Source organism: Caballeronia novacaledonica (assembly GCF_900258035.1).
GTDB classification, from domain to species: domain Bacteria; phylum Pseudomonadota; class Gammaproteobacteria; order Burkholderiales; family Burkholderiaceae; genus Caballeronia; species Caballeronia novacaledonica.
Window position 1 is genome coordinate 1 of sequence record NZ_OGTP01000038.1, and the last position, 15,287, is coordinate 15,287.

Sequence of the window (15,287 nt, forward strand, 5' to 3'; positions counted from 1 at the left end):
CCGCCTGCCTTCAGCGTCTGCGCGAAAGGCTCAAGTCTCTGCCCAACGAAAAACGACCCGGACGCGCATGCGACCGGATCGTCAAATCCCGCCCCAAACGGTACACCGTTCGCTATCTAAGAAAAGACCTTAACTGAACGGCATTACCTCTTCGCGAGGGCTTTTTGCATGGCGCGGCGCAAATTCAATCAGAACAGATTGCGCCGGTCGGGATCGTGCAGCGGGTCGGGTGTCTTCTGCGTCATGCGCAAGATGCCCTGATCGTCGAAATAGAAGTTGTACATCAGGTACCAGATGTTCGCTTCCATGTAGCGGTACGTCCAGACTTCGCGCTTCATCAGCGGAAAGTACGACGTTTCCACCGGCCGGCCGAAGTTCACGAGCACATCCTTTCTCGTCCACGTACCGATCTGCGCCTTGTAGAACTCGTTCTCGTCGAGCACCTGTCTCACGCTGACGATCTTGCCGGATGCGTCGATGTCGGCGGCGGTGGTGAATTCGCCGAGCGGTTGCGTCGGCCACATCAGGCGCTTGCCGCCGTCGGGCAGATCGTAGACTTCGCGCGGCGGGCCGAGACGCGCGGTGACCGTCGATGCATCCGCCCCGGTCTGATAGTTCTGCCACGGCTGCGCGCACGCCGACAGAAGAAGCGCGACGCCCGCGCATGCGAGCGACGCGCGCATGCGGTTGAGTTTGTGCAGCATTGAAGCCTCCACGTGCTTGCTCCTCGCGCCGGCGAGCAGCGTTTATTCGACGTTTCTCGTGATTTTGACACGCGCGAAGGGCAAAACATTCTCCGATACGCCGCACAATTCGAGCGGATGTGTCGGCAATGCCGGACTTGCGCGGCGCGCCCGCCGCAGCCTATGATCCGCGCTTTCGGCGGATCGGCGGAACCCATGAAGAACGGAATCAGCGTGCGCGTCACGCGATGGCTGCGCGTCGCGGCATCGACGTGCGTCGCACTGTGTCTGACGGCGAATGCGGCCGATTTGCCGCCCATCAACCTCGCGCTGATCGAAGGCATGTCCGGACCGTTCGCGAACGCGGGCGCGATGGTCGAGCGCAATCTGCGCTTCGGCGTCGAACGCGTGAACGCGCAGGGCGGCGTGAAGCTCGCCGACGGCATGCATCCACTGCAACTCGTCGTGCTCGACGGCAAGGGCAGCAGCGAGGCGAGTCTCGTGCAACTGCGCGCGGCGATCGACGACGGAATCGGCTTCGTGATGCAGGGGAACAGTTCGGCGGTGGCGGCGGCGCTCGTCGCGGCGATCGACAAGCAGAACGCGCGCGAACCGGATCACCGCGTGCTCTTTCTCAATTATTCCGCCGACGATCCCGCGCTCACCAACGACGCGTGCAGTTTCTGGCACTTCCGCTTCGACGCGCACGCCGGCATGCGCATGGACGCGCTCGCCGACGCGCTGAAGGACGATCGCGCGGTCAGAAAGGTGTATCTGCTGAATCAGGATTACAGCTTCGGCCACGACGTGAGCCGCGAGGCGCAGCGTGCGCTCAAGGCGCGGCGGCCGGATATCGCGATTGCGGGCGACGAGTTTCATCCGATCGGCCGCGTGAAGGATTTCGCGCCTTACATCGCCAAAATCCGTTCGAGCGGCGCGGACGCGGTGATCACCGGCAATTGGGGCAACGATCTGACGCTGCTGGTGAAAGCGGCGCGCGAGCAGGGGCTCGACACGAAGTTCTACACGTTCTACGGAAACAGTCTGGGCGCGCCGGCGGCGCTCGGCGATGCCGGCGTGAAGCGCGTGATCGCGGTGGCGGACTGGCATCCGAACGTCGGCGGCGCGGCGTCGGACGCTTACTATCGCGCGTTCCGTGCCCGCTATCCCGCCGCCGCGGACGATTACCTCGTCGCGCGCATGCCGCTGATGATCGAAATGCTCGCCTCGGCGATGACCCGCGCGGGCAGCGCGAACCCGCTCTCGGTGGCGCGCGCGCTCGAAGGCATGAAGTTCGACGGCGAAGGCTTTCACCCGATGACCCTGCGCGCCGACGATCATCAGGTGATCCAGCCCCTTTATGTCATGGAAATGGACAAGGCGGGCGCGAAGGGCGCCGCGCTCGATAACGAAGGCTCCGGCTACGGCTTTCGCACGCTGCTGGCCGTTCCGGCCGAAAAGACCGTCCCGCCGGCGACCTGCAAAATGACGCGTCCGGCGCGCTAGGCGTTGCTCGCGCCTGTCGGAACGCTGTCTCCGGCGGCGCGCGGTGTGCTATACTCCGCGCTTCGTCTTTCGGTTTTATCCGAAGCGAAATCCGAAATTGGCAAACCCACGGCACGGCCTTTCTTCCGTGACCGCCTGTCTGTATCAAAGGAAAAGCAAATGTCCGTAGCAGAAATCAAGAAGTCCGACATCGTCGCAGAATACGCGCGCGGCGCCAACGACACCGGCTCCCCCGAAGTGCAAGTCGCACTGCTCACGAGCCGCATCAACGAACTCACCCTCCACTTCAAGTCGCACTCGAAGGATCACCACAGCCGCCGCGGCCTGCTGCGCATGGTGAGCCGCCGTCGCAAGCTGCTCGACTACCTGAAGGGCAAGGATGCGGATCGTTATCGCTCGCTGATCGAGAAGCTGGGTCTGCGTAAGTAATTGTTGGCGCATATGTGGCTTCGCGGCCGCCGTTAGAACGAAGTGCCTGTGTCAGTCCGCTGACACAGGCACTTTGTTTTTGCGCGTTCCGGCCATGAAGTGGTGCCCGATCGCGTTTTCATCGTTCGGCACCGTGTAGTTGGTGATTTCGGCAGTTCATGGCTTTACCCCGGATGCATCATCCGGTTCGACACCCGGTCCGGCCTCGCGGCAGAGCTTTGTGTCATTCCATCGCGGCGCGCCGCGCGCACGTCGGTCAGGCGCCGCGCTGGAATGGCATAACACACCTCTCAAGCGTGGCTCGCGACCGCCCCAGCCAGCGCCAGACGACCGGCGTGGCGCAACGTAGAAGGAGTCACAATGTTTAATAAAATCGTCAAAGAGTTTAAGTGGGGACAACACAATGTCCGCCTTGAAACGGGTGAAATCGCCCGTCAGGCAAGCGGCGCGGTGATCGTCGATGTCGAAGATACCGTCGTGCTCGCGACCGTCGTCGGCGCGAAGACCGCCAAGCCGGGCCAGGACTTCTTCCCGCTGACCGTCGATTACCTCGAAAAGACCTACGCCGCCGGCAAGATTCCGGGCGGCTTCTTCCGCCGCGAAGGCCGTCCGTCGGAAGGCGAGACGCTCATCTCGCGCCTGATCGACCGTCCGCTGCGTCCGCTCTTCCCGGAAGGCTTCTATAACGAAGTGCAGGTCGTCATCCACGTCCTGTCGCTGAACCCGGACGTCCCGGCCGACATCCCCGCGCTGATCGGCGCATCGGCCGCGCTCGCCGTGTCGGGCCTGCCGTTCAACGGTCCGGTCGGCGCCGCGCGCGTCGCGTACATCAACAACGAGTACGTGCTGAACCCGACGCGCCCGCAGATGAAGGAATCGGCGCTCGATCTCGTCGTCGCCGGCACGGAACGCGCGGTGCTGATGGTGGAATCGGAAGCGCAACAGCTTTCCGAAGAAGTGATGCTCGGCGCGGTCGTGTTCGGCCACGAGCAGATGCAGACGGCCATCGACGCGATCCATGAACTCGTGCGCGAAGGCGGCAAGCCCGAGTGGGACTGGCAGCCGGCGCCGAAGAACGAAGCGCTCATCTCGCGCGTCACGGAAATCGCGAAGCCCGAACTCGAGGCGGCTTACCAGTTGCGTAACAAGCAGGCGCGTTCGACCAAGCTGAAGGAAGTCTACGCAGCGGCGTCCGCGAAGCTCGCGCAAGACGCGGCGGCATCGGGCACGGTCGCGGCCGACGCGGCCACGGTCGGCAACGTCCTGTTCGACATCGAAGCGAAGATCGTCCGCTCGCAGATCCTGAACGGCGAGCCGCGTATCGACGGCCGCGACACGCGCACGGTTCGTCCGATCGAAATCCGTACGGGCGTGTTGCCGCGCACGCACGGTTCGGCGCTGTTCACGCGTGGCGAGACGCAGGCGCTGGTCGTCGCTACCCTCGGCACGAAGGGCGACGAGCAAAGCATCGACGCGCTCGAAGGCGAATACCGCGAGCGCTTCATGCTCCACTACAACATGCCGCCGTTCGCGACGGGCGAAACCGGCCGCGTCGGCTCGCCGAAGCGTCGTGAAATCGGTCACGGTCGTCTGGCCAAGCGCGCGCTGGTCGCGTGCCTGCCGAGCGCCGACGAATTCGGTTACTCGATCCGCGTCGTGTCGGAAATCACGGAATCGAACGGTTCGTCGTCGATGGCTTCGGTCTGCGGCGGCTGCCTCGCGCTGATGGACGCCGGCGTGCCGATGAAGGCGCACGTCGCGGGCATCGCAATGGGCCTGATTCTCGAAGGCAACAAGTTCGCGGTTCTGACCGACATCCTCGGCGACGAAGATCACCTCGGCGACATGGACTTCAAGGTGGCCGGCACGGCGCAAGGCGTGACCGCGCTGCAGATGGACATCAAGATCCAGGGCATCACGAAGGAAATCATGCAGGTCGCGCTCGCGCAGGCGAAGGAAGGCCGCATGCACATCCTCGGCAAGATGACCGAAGCCGTGCCGACCACGAACACGGAACTGTCGGACTACGCGCCGCGCATGATCACCATCAAGATCAATCCGGAGAAGATCCGCGACGTGATCGGCAAGGGCGGTTCGGTGATCCGCGCGCTGACGGAAGAAACCGGCACGACGATCGACATTTCGGACGACGGCGTCGTGACGATCGCGAGCACGAGCGCGGAAGGCATGGCCGACGCGAAGAAGCGCATCGAGAACATCACGGCCGAAGTGGAAGTCGGCCAGGTCTACGAAGGCCCGGTGCTCAAGCTGCTCGACTTCGGCGCGATCGTGAACATCCTGCCGGGCAAGGACGGTCTGCTGCACATCTCGGAGATCGTCAACGAGCGCGTGAAGGACATCAACGACTACCTGAAGGAAGGCCAGATCGTGAAGGTCAAGGTCATCCAGACGGACGAGAAGGGCCGTGTGCGTCTGTCGGCGAAGGCGCTTCTGAACGAAGCCGCGCAACAGGCGGAACCCACGCACCCGCAGCAGTAATGCGGTAATGTGTAGACGGCCGGCCGCTGATGCGAGCCGGCCGTTTTCATGTATGACGCTTCGGGCGCTATGCGTTGTCCGACGCGTCATCGGACTCGATGGCAGTGTGGAGCGTGATCGCTTCGGGCGCGCACAGTGCCATCCGGTTCGAATGCACACTGACTCTGGTCGGCACAGGGAGAGCATATGAAGGCCATCGAAATCACTGAGTTTGGCGCACCCGAAGTCCTCAAACTGGGCGAACGTCCGACGCCCGCGCCGGGCAAGTGCGAGGTGTTGATCAAGGTGGCGGCCTCGGGCGTCAACCGGCCGGACGTGTTCCAGCGCAAGGGCGCCTACGCGCCGCCGCCGGGCGCATCGGATCTGCCGGGGCTGGAGGTGGCCGGCGAGATCGTCGATGGCGATTTCGATCCCAGGCACAACCCGTTCGGTCTGAAAAAAGGTGATCGCGTGTGCGCGCTGCTCGCGGGCGGTGGCTACGCCGAATATGCGGTGGCGCCGCTCGAACAATGTCTGCCGGTGCCGAAGGGGCTTTCGGACATCGAGGCGGCATCGCTGCCGGAGACGTTCTTCACCGTCTGGAGCAACGTGTTCGAGCGCGCTCAATTGGGCGCGGGCGAGAACGGCGCGGAAGAGACGCTGCTCGTGCAGGGCGGATCGAGCGGTATCGGCGTGACGGCGATCCAGATCGCGAAGGCGCTCGGCTTTCGCGTGTTCGCCACGGCCGGCACCGACGAAAAATGCCGCGCGTGCGAAGCGCTCGGTGCGGAACGCGCGATCAACTATAAGACGGAAGATTTCGTCGAAGTGGTGAAGTCGCTGACGAACGACCGCGGCGTCGACGTGATTCTCGACATGGTCGCCGGCGACTATCTGCCGCGCGAGCTCAAGGCGCTGGCCGACGGCGGACGCATCTGCGTGATCGCGCTGCTGGGCGGCGCCAAGGCGGAGATCAACCTGAACGACGTGCTGCGCCGGCGGCTCGTCATCACCGGTTCGACGCTGCGTCCGCGTCCGGTCGCGTTCAAGGCGAAGCTCGCGGCCAAGCTGAAGGAGCGAGTCTGGCCGGAAATCGAGGCGGGGCACATCAAGCCGGTGATCCACGAAGTCTTTCCGGCGCACGAGGCCGCCGCCGCGCATACGCTGATGGAAAGCAGCACGCACGTCGGCAAGATCGTGCTCGACTGGCGCGACGGCGCGTGATGTTTTCAGGTGGCTTGCAGCGTTTCACGTTGCGGTTCCTTTTGATGGTTTGACCGGTTTCCTCGTAACACAGTAAAATCGCCTGTTTTGCAGGCAGTTTGCTGTTCGTAGCGGTTCATTTTTATAACAGGCGGCTCTTGCAAGCCGCCGCCGACTGACGAGACATATGTCCAGAGAACGAGCAAAACTGGTGGTGGGCAACTGGAAGATGCACGGTCGCATCGGGGACAACGCGACCTTGCTGACCGAAGTCGCCGCAGGGGCATCGGCTTTGCAAAATGGCGTGCGTGTCGGGGTGTGCGTGCCGTGTCCTTATCTCGCGCAATCGCAGGCGCTCTTGAGCGGTTCGGTCGTGCAGTGGGGCATTCAGGACGTGTCGTCGCATGCGGGCGGCGCGTTCACCGGTGAAGTCGCGGCCGAGATGGCGGCGGATTTCGGCGTCACGTACGCCATCGTCGGGCATTCGGAGCGACGCGCGTATCATCGCGAAAGTCCGGAACTCGTGGCGTCGAAAGCACAACGCGCGATCGAAGCCGGGCTCACGCCGATCGTCTGCGTCGGCGAGACGCTGGAAGAGCGCGAGGCGGGTACGACCGAGCAGATCATCGGCACGCAGCTCGACGCCGTGTTGCTGGTTCTGACGGAAGAGCAGGCGGCGGGCATCGTGGTCGCGTACGAACCGGTCTGGGCGATCGGCACGGGCAAGACCGCGCGGCCCGGACAGGCGCAGGACGTTCATGCATTCCTGCGTCACAAGCTGCTGCAGAAGGGCGCATCGGTGGTGAACGTGCCGCTTCTGTATGGCGGCAGCGTGAAGCCTGAAAATGCGGAAGAGCTTTTCGGGCAGAAGGACATCGACGGCGGGCTGATCGGCGGCGCGTCGTTGAAGTCGAAAGATTTTCTGGCGATCTGCCGGGCGGCGCAAACCGTGACGCATTGAGCGTCGAACGGCAAGCGGGCAGGGCAGGCGAAAGACCATAGTGCGACACGAAGGTGTCACGGAATTATCAGGGATCGGGTGAGTTGAAATGCTGTATTTGAAGACATTGATTATCGTTGTCCAGTTGCTGTCCGCGCTGGGCGTTATCGGCCTCGTGCTGCTTCAGCACGGCAAGGGCGCGGACATGGGCGCGGCGTTCGGTAGCGGTGCATCGGGAAGTCTGTTCGGTGCGACGGGTTCGGCGAACTTTCTGTCGCGCACCACGGCCGTTCTCGCCGCGGTGTTTTTCATCACGACGCTGACACTTACCTATCTCGGCAGCTACAAGCCGCAGACGTCGGCGGGCGTGCTGGGCGGAGCGGCTCCCGTGCCGACGTCGGCGCCGGTTGCGGCGGCATCGGCGGCTTCTGCGCCTGCTTCGGCACCGGTCGCGTCGTCCGCGCCGGGTGCCGACGTGCCCAAATAACGACAGAACGAATTTTTCGCATAAATTGCATTTTGTGCGTTGAACAATTCGTAGGGCCCAGTTATAATTCAAGTCTTGAAGCGATTCGCGGCAATTTAGAAGTAGTTTTCCCGGATTGCAGTACAGTGCCGACGTGGTGAAATTGGTAGACACGCTATCTTGAGGGGGTAGTGGCGAAAGCTGTGCGAGTTCGAGTCTCGCCGTCGGCACCAAAGTTATCCAATGCCAGCCGCTTGCATCGCTTCGGCTGGCATTGTCACTTCTGGAGTACCCTTACGTTTTTACTGCGGCATCGGCAACTTCAAAGCGGTTGTCACAGTGTGCTGATATCGTGAGCGGTCCCAAGTGAATTCTCCCGCCGGGTGGTCCGTCCCGGCTGAAGGCCCCAATCAATAACAGACCACATCTACCGATCAGAGGATAGCCTTGAACCTCGCACCCTATTACCCCGTCTTCTTGTTTCTTCTAGTGGGCCTTGGTTTAGGTATTGCGTTGATCAGCATCGGCAAGATTCTCGGTCCCAACAAGCCCGACACGGAGAAGAACGCGCCGTACGAGTGCGGCTTCGAAGCCTTCGAAGACGCGCGTATGAAGTTCGATGTGCGTTACTATCTCGTCGCGATTCTTTTCATCATTTTCGACCTTGAGACGGCGTTCCTGTTTCCGTGGGGTGTGTCCCTGCGCGATATCGGTTGGCCTGGCTTCATCGCGATGATGATTTTTCTGCTCGAATTTTTGCTCGGTTTCGCCTACATCTGGAGAAAGGGCGGACTCGACTGGGAATGACAGTTAGATCACCGGATTCATGGGCGGCTTTGGCTGGCTGCTCATCTGGAGTGGAAAACAAATGAGTATCGAAGGGGTCTTGAAGGAAGGCTTTGTCACCACCACGGCTGACAAGCTCATCAACTGGACGCGCACCGGCTCCCTGTGGCCGATGACGTTCGGTCTCGCGTGCTGCGCGGTCGAGATGATGCACGCGGGCGCCGCCCGTTACGATCTGGACCGTTTCGGCGTGGTGTTTCGTCCGAGTCCGCGTCAGTCCGACGTGATGATCGTCGCCGGTACGCTGTGCAACAAGATGGCGCCCGCGCTTCGTAAGGTGTACGACCAGATGGCCGAGCCGCGTTGGGTCATCTCGATGGGTTCGTGCGCGAACGGCGGTGGCTACTACCACTATTCCTATTCCGTCGTGCGCGGTTGCGACCGGATCGTGCCGGTCGACGTGTACGTGCCGGGTTGTCCTCCGACCGCCGAAGCCCTGGTCTACGGCGTGATCCAGTTGCAGGCGAAGATTCGCCGCACCAACACCATCGCCCGTCAGTAAGGGCCTGAGTCTCCCCAAACTATGGCAAGCAAACTCGAGACCCTCAAAGCGAACCTCGAGACGGCGTTTGGCGACCGTCTCCAGAGCATCACGGAGTCGCTGGGTCAGGTGACGGTCGTCGTCAAGGCGGCCAACTATCTGGACGTCTGCAAGCAGTTGCGCGATGACCCGTCGCTGCGCTTCGAGCAGCTCATGGATATCGCCGGCGTCGACTATTCGACCTACGGCGACGGTGTCTACGACGGCCCGCGTTTCGCCGCCGTCAGCCATCTTCTCTCGATCACGAACAACTGGCGCGTGCGCGTGCGCGTATTCGCGCCGGACGACGAAGTGCCCATCGTGCCTTCCGTGGTCGATATCTGGACGTCGGCGAACTGGTACGAGCGCGAAGCGTTCGACCTCTACGGCATCGTGTTCGAAGGCCATCCCGATCTGCGCCGCATTCTCACGGACTACGGCTTCATCGGCCATCCGTTCCGCAAGGATTTCCCGATCTCCGGCTACGTGGAAATGCGCTACGACCCGGAAGAGAAGCGCGTGGTCTATCAGCCCGTGACGATCGAACCGCGCGAAATCACGCCGCGCGTGATCCGCGAAGATCGCTATGGCGGTCTGAAACATTAAGAGAACGCCATGGCAGAGATCAAGAACTACACGCTGAACTTTGGCCCGCAGCACCCGGCAGCGCACGGCGTGCTGCGCCTCGTGCTGGAACTCGACGGCGAAGTGATCCAGCGCGCCGACCCGCACATCGGTCTGCTGCATCGCGCGACCGAGAAGCTGGCCGAGACCAAGACCTTCCTGCAATCCGTGCCCTACATGGACCGTCTCGACTACGTGTCGATGATGGTCAACGAGCACGGCTATGTGCTCGCCATCGAAAAGCTGCTCGGCATCGACGTGCCGGTGCGCGCGAAGTACATCCGCGTGCTGTTCGACGAAATCACGCGCGTGCTGAACCACCTGATGTGGATCGGCTCGCACGCGCTCGACGTCGGCGCGATGGCGGTGTTCCTCTACGCGTTCCGCGAGCGCGAAGATCTGATGGACGTCTACGAGGCGGTGTCGGGTGCGCGCATGCACGCGGCGTACTATCGTCCGGGTGGCGTCTATCGCGATCTGCCGGACGCGATGCCGCAATACAAGGCGTCGAAGATCCGCAACGCGAAGGCGCTCGACAAGATGAACGAGACGCGCCAGGGCTCGCTGCTCGACTTCATCGAGGACTTCTTCAACCGTTTCCCGCGTTGTGTCGACGAGTACGAAACGCTGCTCACCGACAACCGGATCTGGAAGCAGCGTCTCGTGGGCATCGGCGTGGTGAGCCCGGAGCGCGCGTTGCAAATGGGTTTGAGCGGCGCGATGCTGCGCGGCTCGGGCATCGAATGGGACTTGCGCAAGAAGCAGCCGTACGAAGTGTACGATCAGCTCGACTTCGACATCCCCGTCGGCGTGAACGGCGATTGCTACGACCGTTATCTGGTGCGTGTGGAAGAAATGCGCCAGTCGACGCGCATCGCCCAACAGTGCATTGCGTGGCTGCGCAAGAATCCCGGCCCTGTGATGGTCGATAATCACAAGGTTGCGCCGCCGTCGCGCGTCGGCATGAAGAGCAACATGGAAGAGCTGATTCACCATTTCAAGCTCTTCACCGAAGGCTTCCACGTGCCGGAAGGCGAAACGTACGCGGCGGTCGAGCATCCGAAGGGCGAGTTCGGCATCTACCTGATTTCGGATGGCGCGAACAAGCCGTATCGCCTGAAGATTCGCGCGCCGGGCTATGCGCACCTCGCATCGCTCGACGAAATGGCGCGAGGCCACATGATCGCCGACGCTGTGACGATCATCGGTACGCAAGACATCGTGTTCGGCGAGATCGATCGCTGATTTCATCGCCGCCTGCATGGCGCGCTCATCGGCCGCCGTGCGTGGAAACGCGAAAGCAATAACAGGAACCCGCAGGAACGCCAGGTCTGCCGCAATACGAAGGACGCGGCAGGTTTTCGTTCGGTAGGAATTGAAAGAGTCGTGTCTGAAAATGATCTCAGCTGAAGGCCTGAAAGAAATCGATCGCGCGGTCGCGAAGTATCCCGCCGAGCAAAAGCAATCGGCGGTGATGGCGGCGCTCGCTGTCGCTCAGGAAGAGCACGGATGGCTCTCGCCCGAACTGATGCAGTTCGTGGCCGGTTATCTGAGCATGCCCCCGGTCGCGGTGCAGGAAGTCGCCACGTTCTACACGATGTACGAGCTGAAGCCGGTCGGCAAGCACAAGATCACGCTCTGCACGAATCTGCCTTGCCAGCTCGGGCCGGACGGCGGGTCGGACAGCGCCGCCGAGTATCTCAAGCAGAAGCTCGGCATCGATTTCGGCGAGACCACCTCGGACGGCAAGTTCACGCTGAAGGAAGGCGAGTGCTTCGGCGCATGCGGTGACGCACCCGTGATGCTCGTGAACAACCATCGCATGTGCAGCTTCATGAGCCGCGAGAAGATCGACCAGTTGATCGAGGAACTTTCGAAATGACGTCACTCCACGATCGTCACATCAAGCCGCTGATCCTCGCCGGTCTCAATGGCGAGAACTGGCATCTCGAGGATTACGTCGCGCGCGGCGGCTACAAGCAACTGCGCCGCATTCTCGAAGAAAAGATTCCGGCCGAGCAGGTGATCGCCGACGTCAAGGCGTCCGGTCTGCGCGGCCGCGGCGGTGCGGGCTTCCCGACCGGCCTGAAGTGGAGCTTCATGCCGCGTCAGTTTCCGGGGCAGAAGTATCTCGTCTGCAACTCGGACGAGGGCGAGCCGGGCACGTTCAAGGATCGCGACATCCTGCGCTGGAATCCGCACGCGCTGATCGAAGGCATGGCCATCGGCGCCTACGCGATGGGCATCACCGTCGGTTACAACTACATCCACGGCGAGATTTTCGAAGTCTACCGGGTGTTCGAAGCGGCGCTAGAAGAAGCGCGCGCGGCCGGCTATCTCGGCGCGAACATTCTCGGCTCCGGTTTCTCGTTCGAGCTGCACGCGCATCATGGTTACGGTGCGTATATCTGCGGCGAAGAAACCGCGCTGCTCGAATCGCTGGAAGGCAAGAAGGGCCAGCCGCGCTTCAAGCCGCCGTTCCCGGCGAGCTTCGGCGTGTACGGCAAGCCGACCACCATCAACAACACCGAGACCTTCGCGGCCGTGCCGTTCCTGCTGGAAATCGGCCCGCAGAATTATCTCGAACTCGGCAAGCCCAACAACGGCGGCACGAAGATCTTCTCCGTGTCCGGTGACGTCAATCGTCCGGGCAACTACGAGGTTCCGCTCGGCACGCCGTTCTCGACGCTGATGGAACTGGCAGGCGGCGTGCGCGGCAAGTCGATCAAGGCCGTGATTCCGGGCGGTTCGTCCGCGCCGGTCGTGCCGGGCGACATGATGCTCGCCACCGACATGGACTACGATTCGATCGCGAAGGCCGGCTCGATGCTCGGTTCGGGCGCGGTGATCGTGATGAACGAAACGCGCTGCATGGTGCGCTCGCTGCTGCGCCTGTCGTACTTCTACTATGAAGAGTCGTGCGGCCAGTGCACGCCTTGCCGCGAAGGCACGGGCTGGCTGTATCGCGTGGTGCATCGCATTGAGCATGGTCTCGGCCGCAAGGAAGATCTGGATCTGCTCAACTCGGTTGCCGAGAACATCATGGGCCGCACGATCTGCGCGCTCGGCGATGCGGCGGCGATGCCCGTGCGCGGCATGCTCAAGCACTTCTGGGACGAATTCGAATATCACGTCGAGCACAAGCATTGTCTCGTCGGCGGGCATGCGCATCACGCGCCGTCCGAAGCGCTTACCGCGTAATCAGGCGCGCAGTCAGATGCGCAAGACAAGGGTTGAGGATTTCTATCCATCATGGTTGAACTAGAAATTGACGGCAAGACGGTCGAGGTGCCTGAAGGCAGCATGGTGATCCAGGCTGCGCACAAGGTCGATACTTACATTCCTCACTTCTGCTATCACAAGAAGCTCTCGATCGCGGCGAACTGCCGGATGTGCCTCGTCGAAGTCGAAAAGATGCCGAAGGCCGTCCCCGCCTGCGCGACGCCCGTGTCGGCCGGCATGGTCGTGCGCACCACCTCCGACAAGGCCGTGAAGGCGCAACAGTCGGTGATGGAGTTCCTACTCATCAACCATCCGCTCGATTGCCCGATCTGCGATCAGGGCGGCGAGTGCCAGTTGCAAGATCTGGCCGTCGGCTACGGCAAGTCGCAGTCGCGCTATAGCGAAGAAAAGCGCGTGGTGTTCCACAAGAACGTCGGTCCCCTCATCTCGATGGAAGAGATGTCGCGCTGCATCCACTGCACGCGCTGCGTGCGCTTCGGCCAGGAAGTGGCCGGCGTGATGGAGCTCGGCATGCTGGGCCGCGGCGAGCATTCGGAAATCACGTCGTTCGTCGGCAAGACGGTGGATTCGGAGCTGTCCGGCAACATGATCGACCTGTGTCCGGTCGGCGCGTTGACGAGCAAGCCGTTCCGTTACAGCGCGCGTACGTGGGAACTGTCGCGGCGCAAGTCGGTGAGCCCGCACGATTCCGTCGGCGCGAACCTCGTCGTGCAGGTGAAGAACAATCGCGTGATGCGCGTTCTGCCGATGGAAAACGAAGCCATCAACGAATGCTGGATTTCGGACAAGGACCGCTTCTCGTACGAAGGCCTGAACGGCGACGAGCGTCTCACCACGCCGATGCTCAAGCAAGGCGGCAACTGGATCGAGACCGACTGGCAGACCGCGCTCGAATACGTGGCGAAGGGGCTGAAGGGTATCAAGGCGGATCATGGCGCGAACGCCATCGCCGCACTGGCCACGCCGCACAGCACGGTCGAAGAACTGCATCTGCTCAAGCAACTGGCTGAAGGCGTCGGCACGCCGAACATCGACTTCCGTCTGCGCCAGAGCGATTTCTCGGCGCCGGCCGGCGTCGGCGCGCCGTGGCTCGGCACGAAGATCGCTGATCTGTCGACCATCGACACCGCGTTCGTGATCGGCTCGTTCCTGCGCCGCGATCATCCGCTGTTCGCCGCGCGTCTGCGTCAGGCCGCGAAGAACGGCGCGATGATCACGTTCCTCAACGCCAGCAACGACGACTCGCTGATCCCGACCGCGCATCGCCTGGTCGCGGCGCCTTCCGCGTGGCTCGACCAGCTCGCGAGCATCGCGGCGGCGGTTTCGGAAGCGCGCGGCGTCGCGCTGCCGGACGCGTTCACGGGCCGCGAAGTGTCGGCGGCGTCGAAGGATGTCGCGGCGTCGCTGTCGGCGGGCGAAACGCGCGTGGTGCTGCTCGGCAACCTCGCGGTTCAGCATCCGGACTTTGCACAGATTCAGGCGGCGGCCCAATGGATCGCCGACAATACCGGCGCGACACTCGGCTTCCTTACGGAAGGCGCGAATTCGGTCGGCGCGCATCTCGTCGATGCCTTGCCAGGCGAAGGCGGTCTCAACGCACGCGCAGTGTTCGAGCAGCCGCGCAAGGGCTACGTGCTCCTGAACGCCGAGCCGGAATACGACACGGCCAATCCGGCGCAGGCCGTCGCGGCGCTGAAGGCCGCGGAAATGGTCGTCGTGATGTCGCCGTTCAAGCACGGCATGGACTACGCGGACGTGCTGCTGCCGATCGCGCCGTTCACGGAAACGTCGGGCACGTTCGTCAACGCGGAAGGCACGGCGCAGTCGTTCAACGGCGTCGTGCGCGCGCTGGGCGACACGCGTCCGGGCTGGAAGGTGTTGCGCGTGCTGGGCACGATCCTCGGCTTGCCGGGCTTCGAGTTCGACACGGCCGAAGAAGTGCGCATCGCCGCGCTCGGCACGGGTGAACTGACCGCGCGCCTGTCGAACAAGACGACGGTGGAAGCGAAGCGCGCCGCGTCGAACGTGGTGTTGAACGGCAGCGGCCTGCAGCGTCTCGCCGACGTGCCGATCTATCACGCCGATGCGCTCGTGCGCCGCGCGCCCTCGCTGCATCTGACGGCGGCCGCACGCGACGCGAACGTGGCCGGCTTGCCGACCGCGCTCTTCGACAAGCTCGGCCTGAAGGACGGCGAAGCAGTGCGTATCCGCCAAGGCAATCTGTCGGTGACGTTGCCCGCGGTCCGCGACGCGAATCTCGCGGAGTCGGTGGTCCGCGTGTCGGCGGGCACGACGGCTGGCGCCGCGCTCGGCGGCCTGTTCGGTGAACTGGTAGTGGAGAAGGCGTAA

General features: G+C 62.8%; 14 protein-coding genes, 1 tRNA gene and 1 pseudogene. 15 read left to right on the plus strand and 1 reads right to left on the minus strand.

Going from position 1 to position 15,287, the window contains the following annotated elements:
• Positions 1 to 137: pseudogene (locus tag NOV72_RS32930) on the plus strand (IS4 family transposase); the annotation flags it as partial.
• Between the two features lie 51 nt (positions 138 to 188).
• Here NOV72_RS32930 and NOV72_RS30365 read toward each other — a convergent pair.
• Complete coding sequence (locus NOV72_RS30365) at positions 189 to 704, minus strand: hypothetical protein (protein ID WP_106858215.1); 516 nt, start codon at positions 702 to 704, stop codon at positions 189 to 191.
• A gap of 195 nt (positions 705 to 899) precedes the next feature.
• Here NOV72_RS30365 and NOV72_RS30370 point away from each other — a divergent pair, with 195 nt between their 5' ends.
• From NOV72_RS30370 to nuoG, 14 genes are all read left to right on the plus strand, one after another.
• Positions 900 to 2,189, plus strand: coding sequence for a branched-chain amino acid ABC transporter substrate-binding protein (locus tag NOV72_RS30370; protein ID WP_106858246.1), 1,290 nt, complete (start codon positions 900 to 902; stop codon positions 2,187 to 2,189).
• A gap of 159 nt (positions 2,190 to 2,348) precedes the next feature.
• Positions 2,349 to 2,618: a 30S ribosomal protein S15 gene (gene rpsO / locus NOV72_RS30375; protein WP_061119624.1), complete on the plus strand. Its 270-nt coding sequence runs from the start codon at positions 2,349 to 2,351 to the stop codon at positions 2,616 to 2,618.
• Between the two features lie 360 nt (positions 2,619 to 2,978).
• A complete protein-coding gene (gene pnp / locus NOV72_RS30380; RefSeq protein WP_106858216.1) occupies positions 2,979 to 5,117 on the plus strand; it encodes a polyribonucleotide nucleotidyltransferase in 2,139 nt (712 codons plus the stop codon).
• A 186-nt stretch (positions 5,118 to 5,303) separates the two neighbouring features.
• Positions 5,304 to 6,320 (plus strand): NAD(P)H-quinone oxidoreductase, encoded by a 1,017-nt coding sequence (locus NOV72_RS30385; RefSeq protein WP_106858217.1) that lies wholly within the window; start codon positions 5,304 to 5,306, stop codon positions 6,318 to 6,320.
• A 166-nt stretch (positions 6,321 to 6,486) separates the two neighbouring features.
• On the plus strand, positions 6,487 to 7,260 hold the full coding sequence (gene tpiA / locus NOV72_RS30390) for a triose-phosphate isomerase (RefSeq protein WP_106858218.1): 774 nt from the start codon (positions 6,487 to 6,489) through the stop codon (positions 7,258 to 7,260).
• 88 nt (positions 7,261 to 7,348) lie between these two features.
• Positions 7,349 to 7,726 (plus strand): preprotein translocase subunit SecG, encoded by a 378-nt coding sequence (secG, locus tag NOV72_RS30395; RefSeq protein WP_106858219.1) that lies wholly within the window; start codon positions 7,349 to 7,351, stop codon positions 7,724 to 7,726.
• A 127-nt stretch (positions 7,727 to 7,853) separates the two neighbouring features.
• Positions 7,854 to 7,938: transfer RNA gene (locus NOV72_RS30400), tRNA-Leu, on the plus strand.
• 214 nt (positions 7,939 to 8,152) lie between these two features.
• Positions 8,153 to 8,512: an NADH-quinone oxidoreductase subunit A gene (locus NOV72_RS30405; RefSeq protein WP_106858220.1), complete on the plus strand. Its 360-nt coding sequence runs from the start codon at positions 8,153 to 8,155 to the stop codon at positions 8,510 to 8,512.
• Between the two features lie 61 nt (positions 8,513 to 8,573).
• A complete protein-coding gene (locus NOV72_RS30410; protein WP_006052903.1) occupies positions 8,574 to 9,053 on the plus strand; it encodes a NuoB/complex I 20 kDa subunit family protein in 480 nt (159 codons plus the stop codon).
• Between the two features lie 21 nt (positions 9,054 to 9,074).
• Positions 9,075 to 9,677 (plus strand): NADH-quinone oxidoreductase subunit C, encoded by a 603-nt coding sequence (locus NOV72_RS30415; protein ID WP_106858221.1) that lies wholly within the window; start codon positions 9,075 to 9,077, stop codon positions 9,675 to 9,677.
• A 9-nt stretch (positions 9,678 to 9,686) separates the two neighbouring features.
• Entirely contained in the window at positions 9,687 to 10,940 is a 1,254-nt protein-coding gene (locus NOV72_RS30420; RefSeq protein WP_106858222.1) for an NADH-quinone oxidoreductase subunit D, read from the plus strand.
• Positions 10,941 to 11,091: 151 nt separating this feature from the next.
• Positions 11,092 to 11,577, plus strand: coding sequence for an NADH-quinone oxidoreductase subunit NuoE (gene nuoE, locus NOV72_RS30425; protein WP_106858223.1), 486 nt, complete (start codon positions 11,092 to 11,094; stop codon positions 11,575 to 11,577).
• Entirely contained in the window at positions 11,574 to 12,896 is a 1,323-nt protein-coding gene (gene nuoF, locus NOV72_RS30430) for an NADH-quinone oxidoreductase subunit NuoF (RefSeq protein WP_106858224.1), read from the plus strand. The genes nuoE and nuoF overlap by 4 nt, the downstream gene beginning before the upstream one ends.
• A gap of 51 nt (positions 12,897 to 12,947) precedes the next feature.
• The gene (nuoG, locus tag NOV72_RS30435; RefSeq protein ID WP_106858225.1) at positions 12,948 to 15,287 is read left to right on the plus strand and encodes an NADH-quinone oxidoreductase subunit NuoG; all 2,340 of its coding nucleotides are present in this window, start codon (positions 12,948 to 12,950) and stop codon (positions 15,285 to 15,287) included.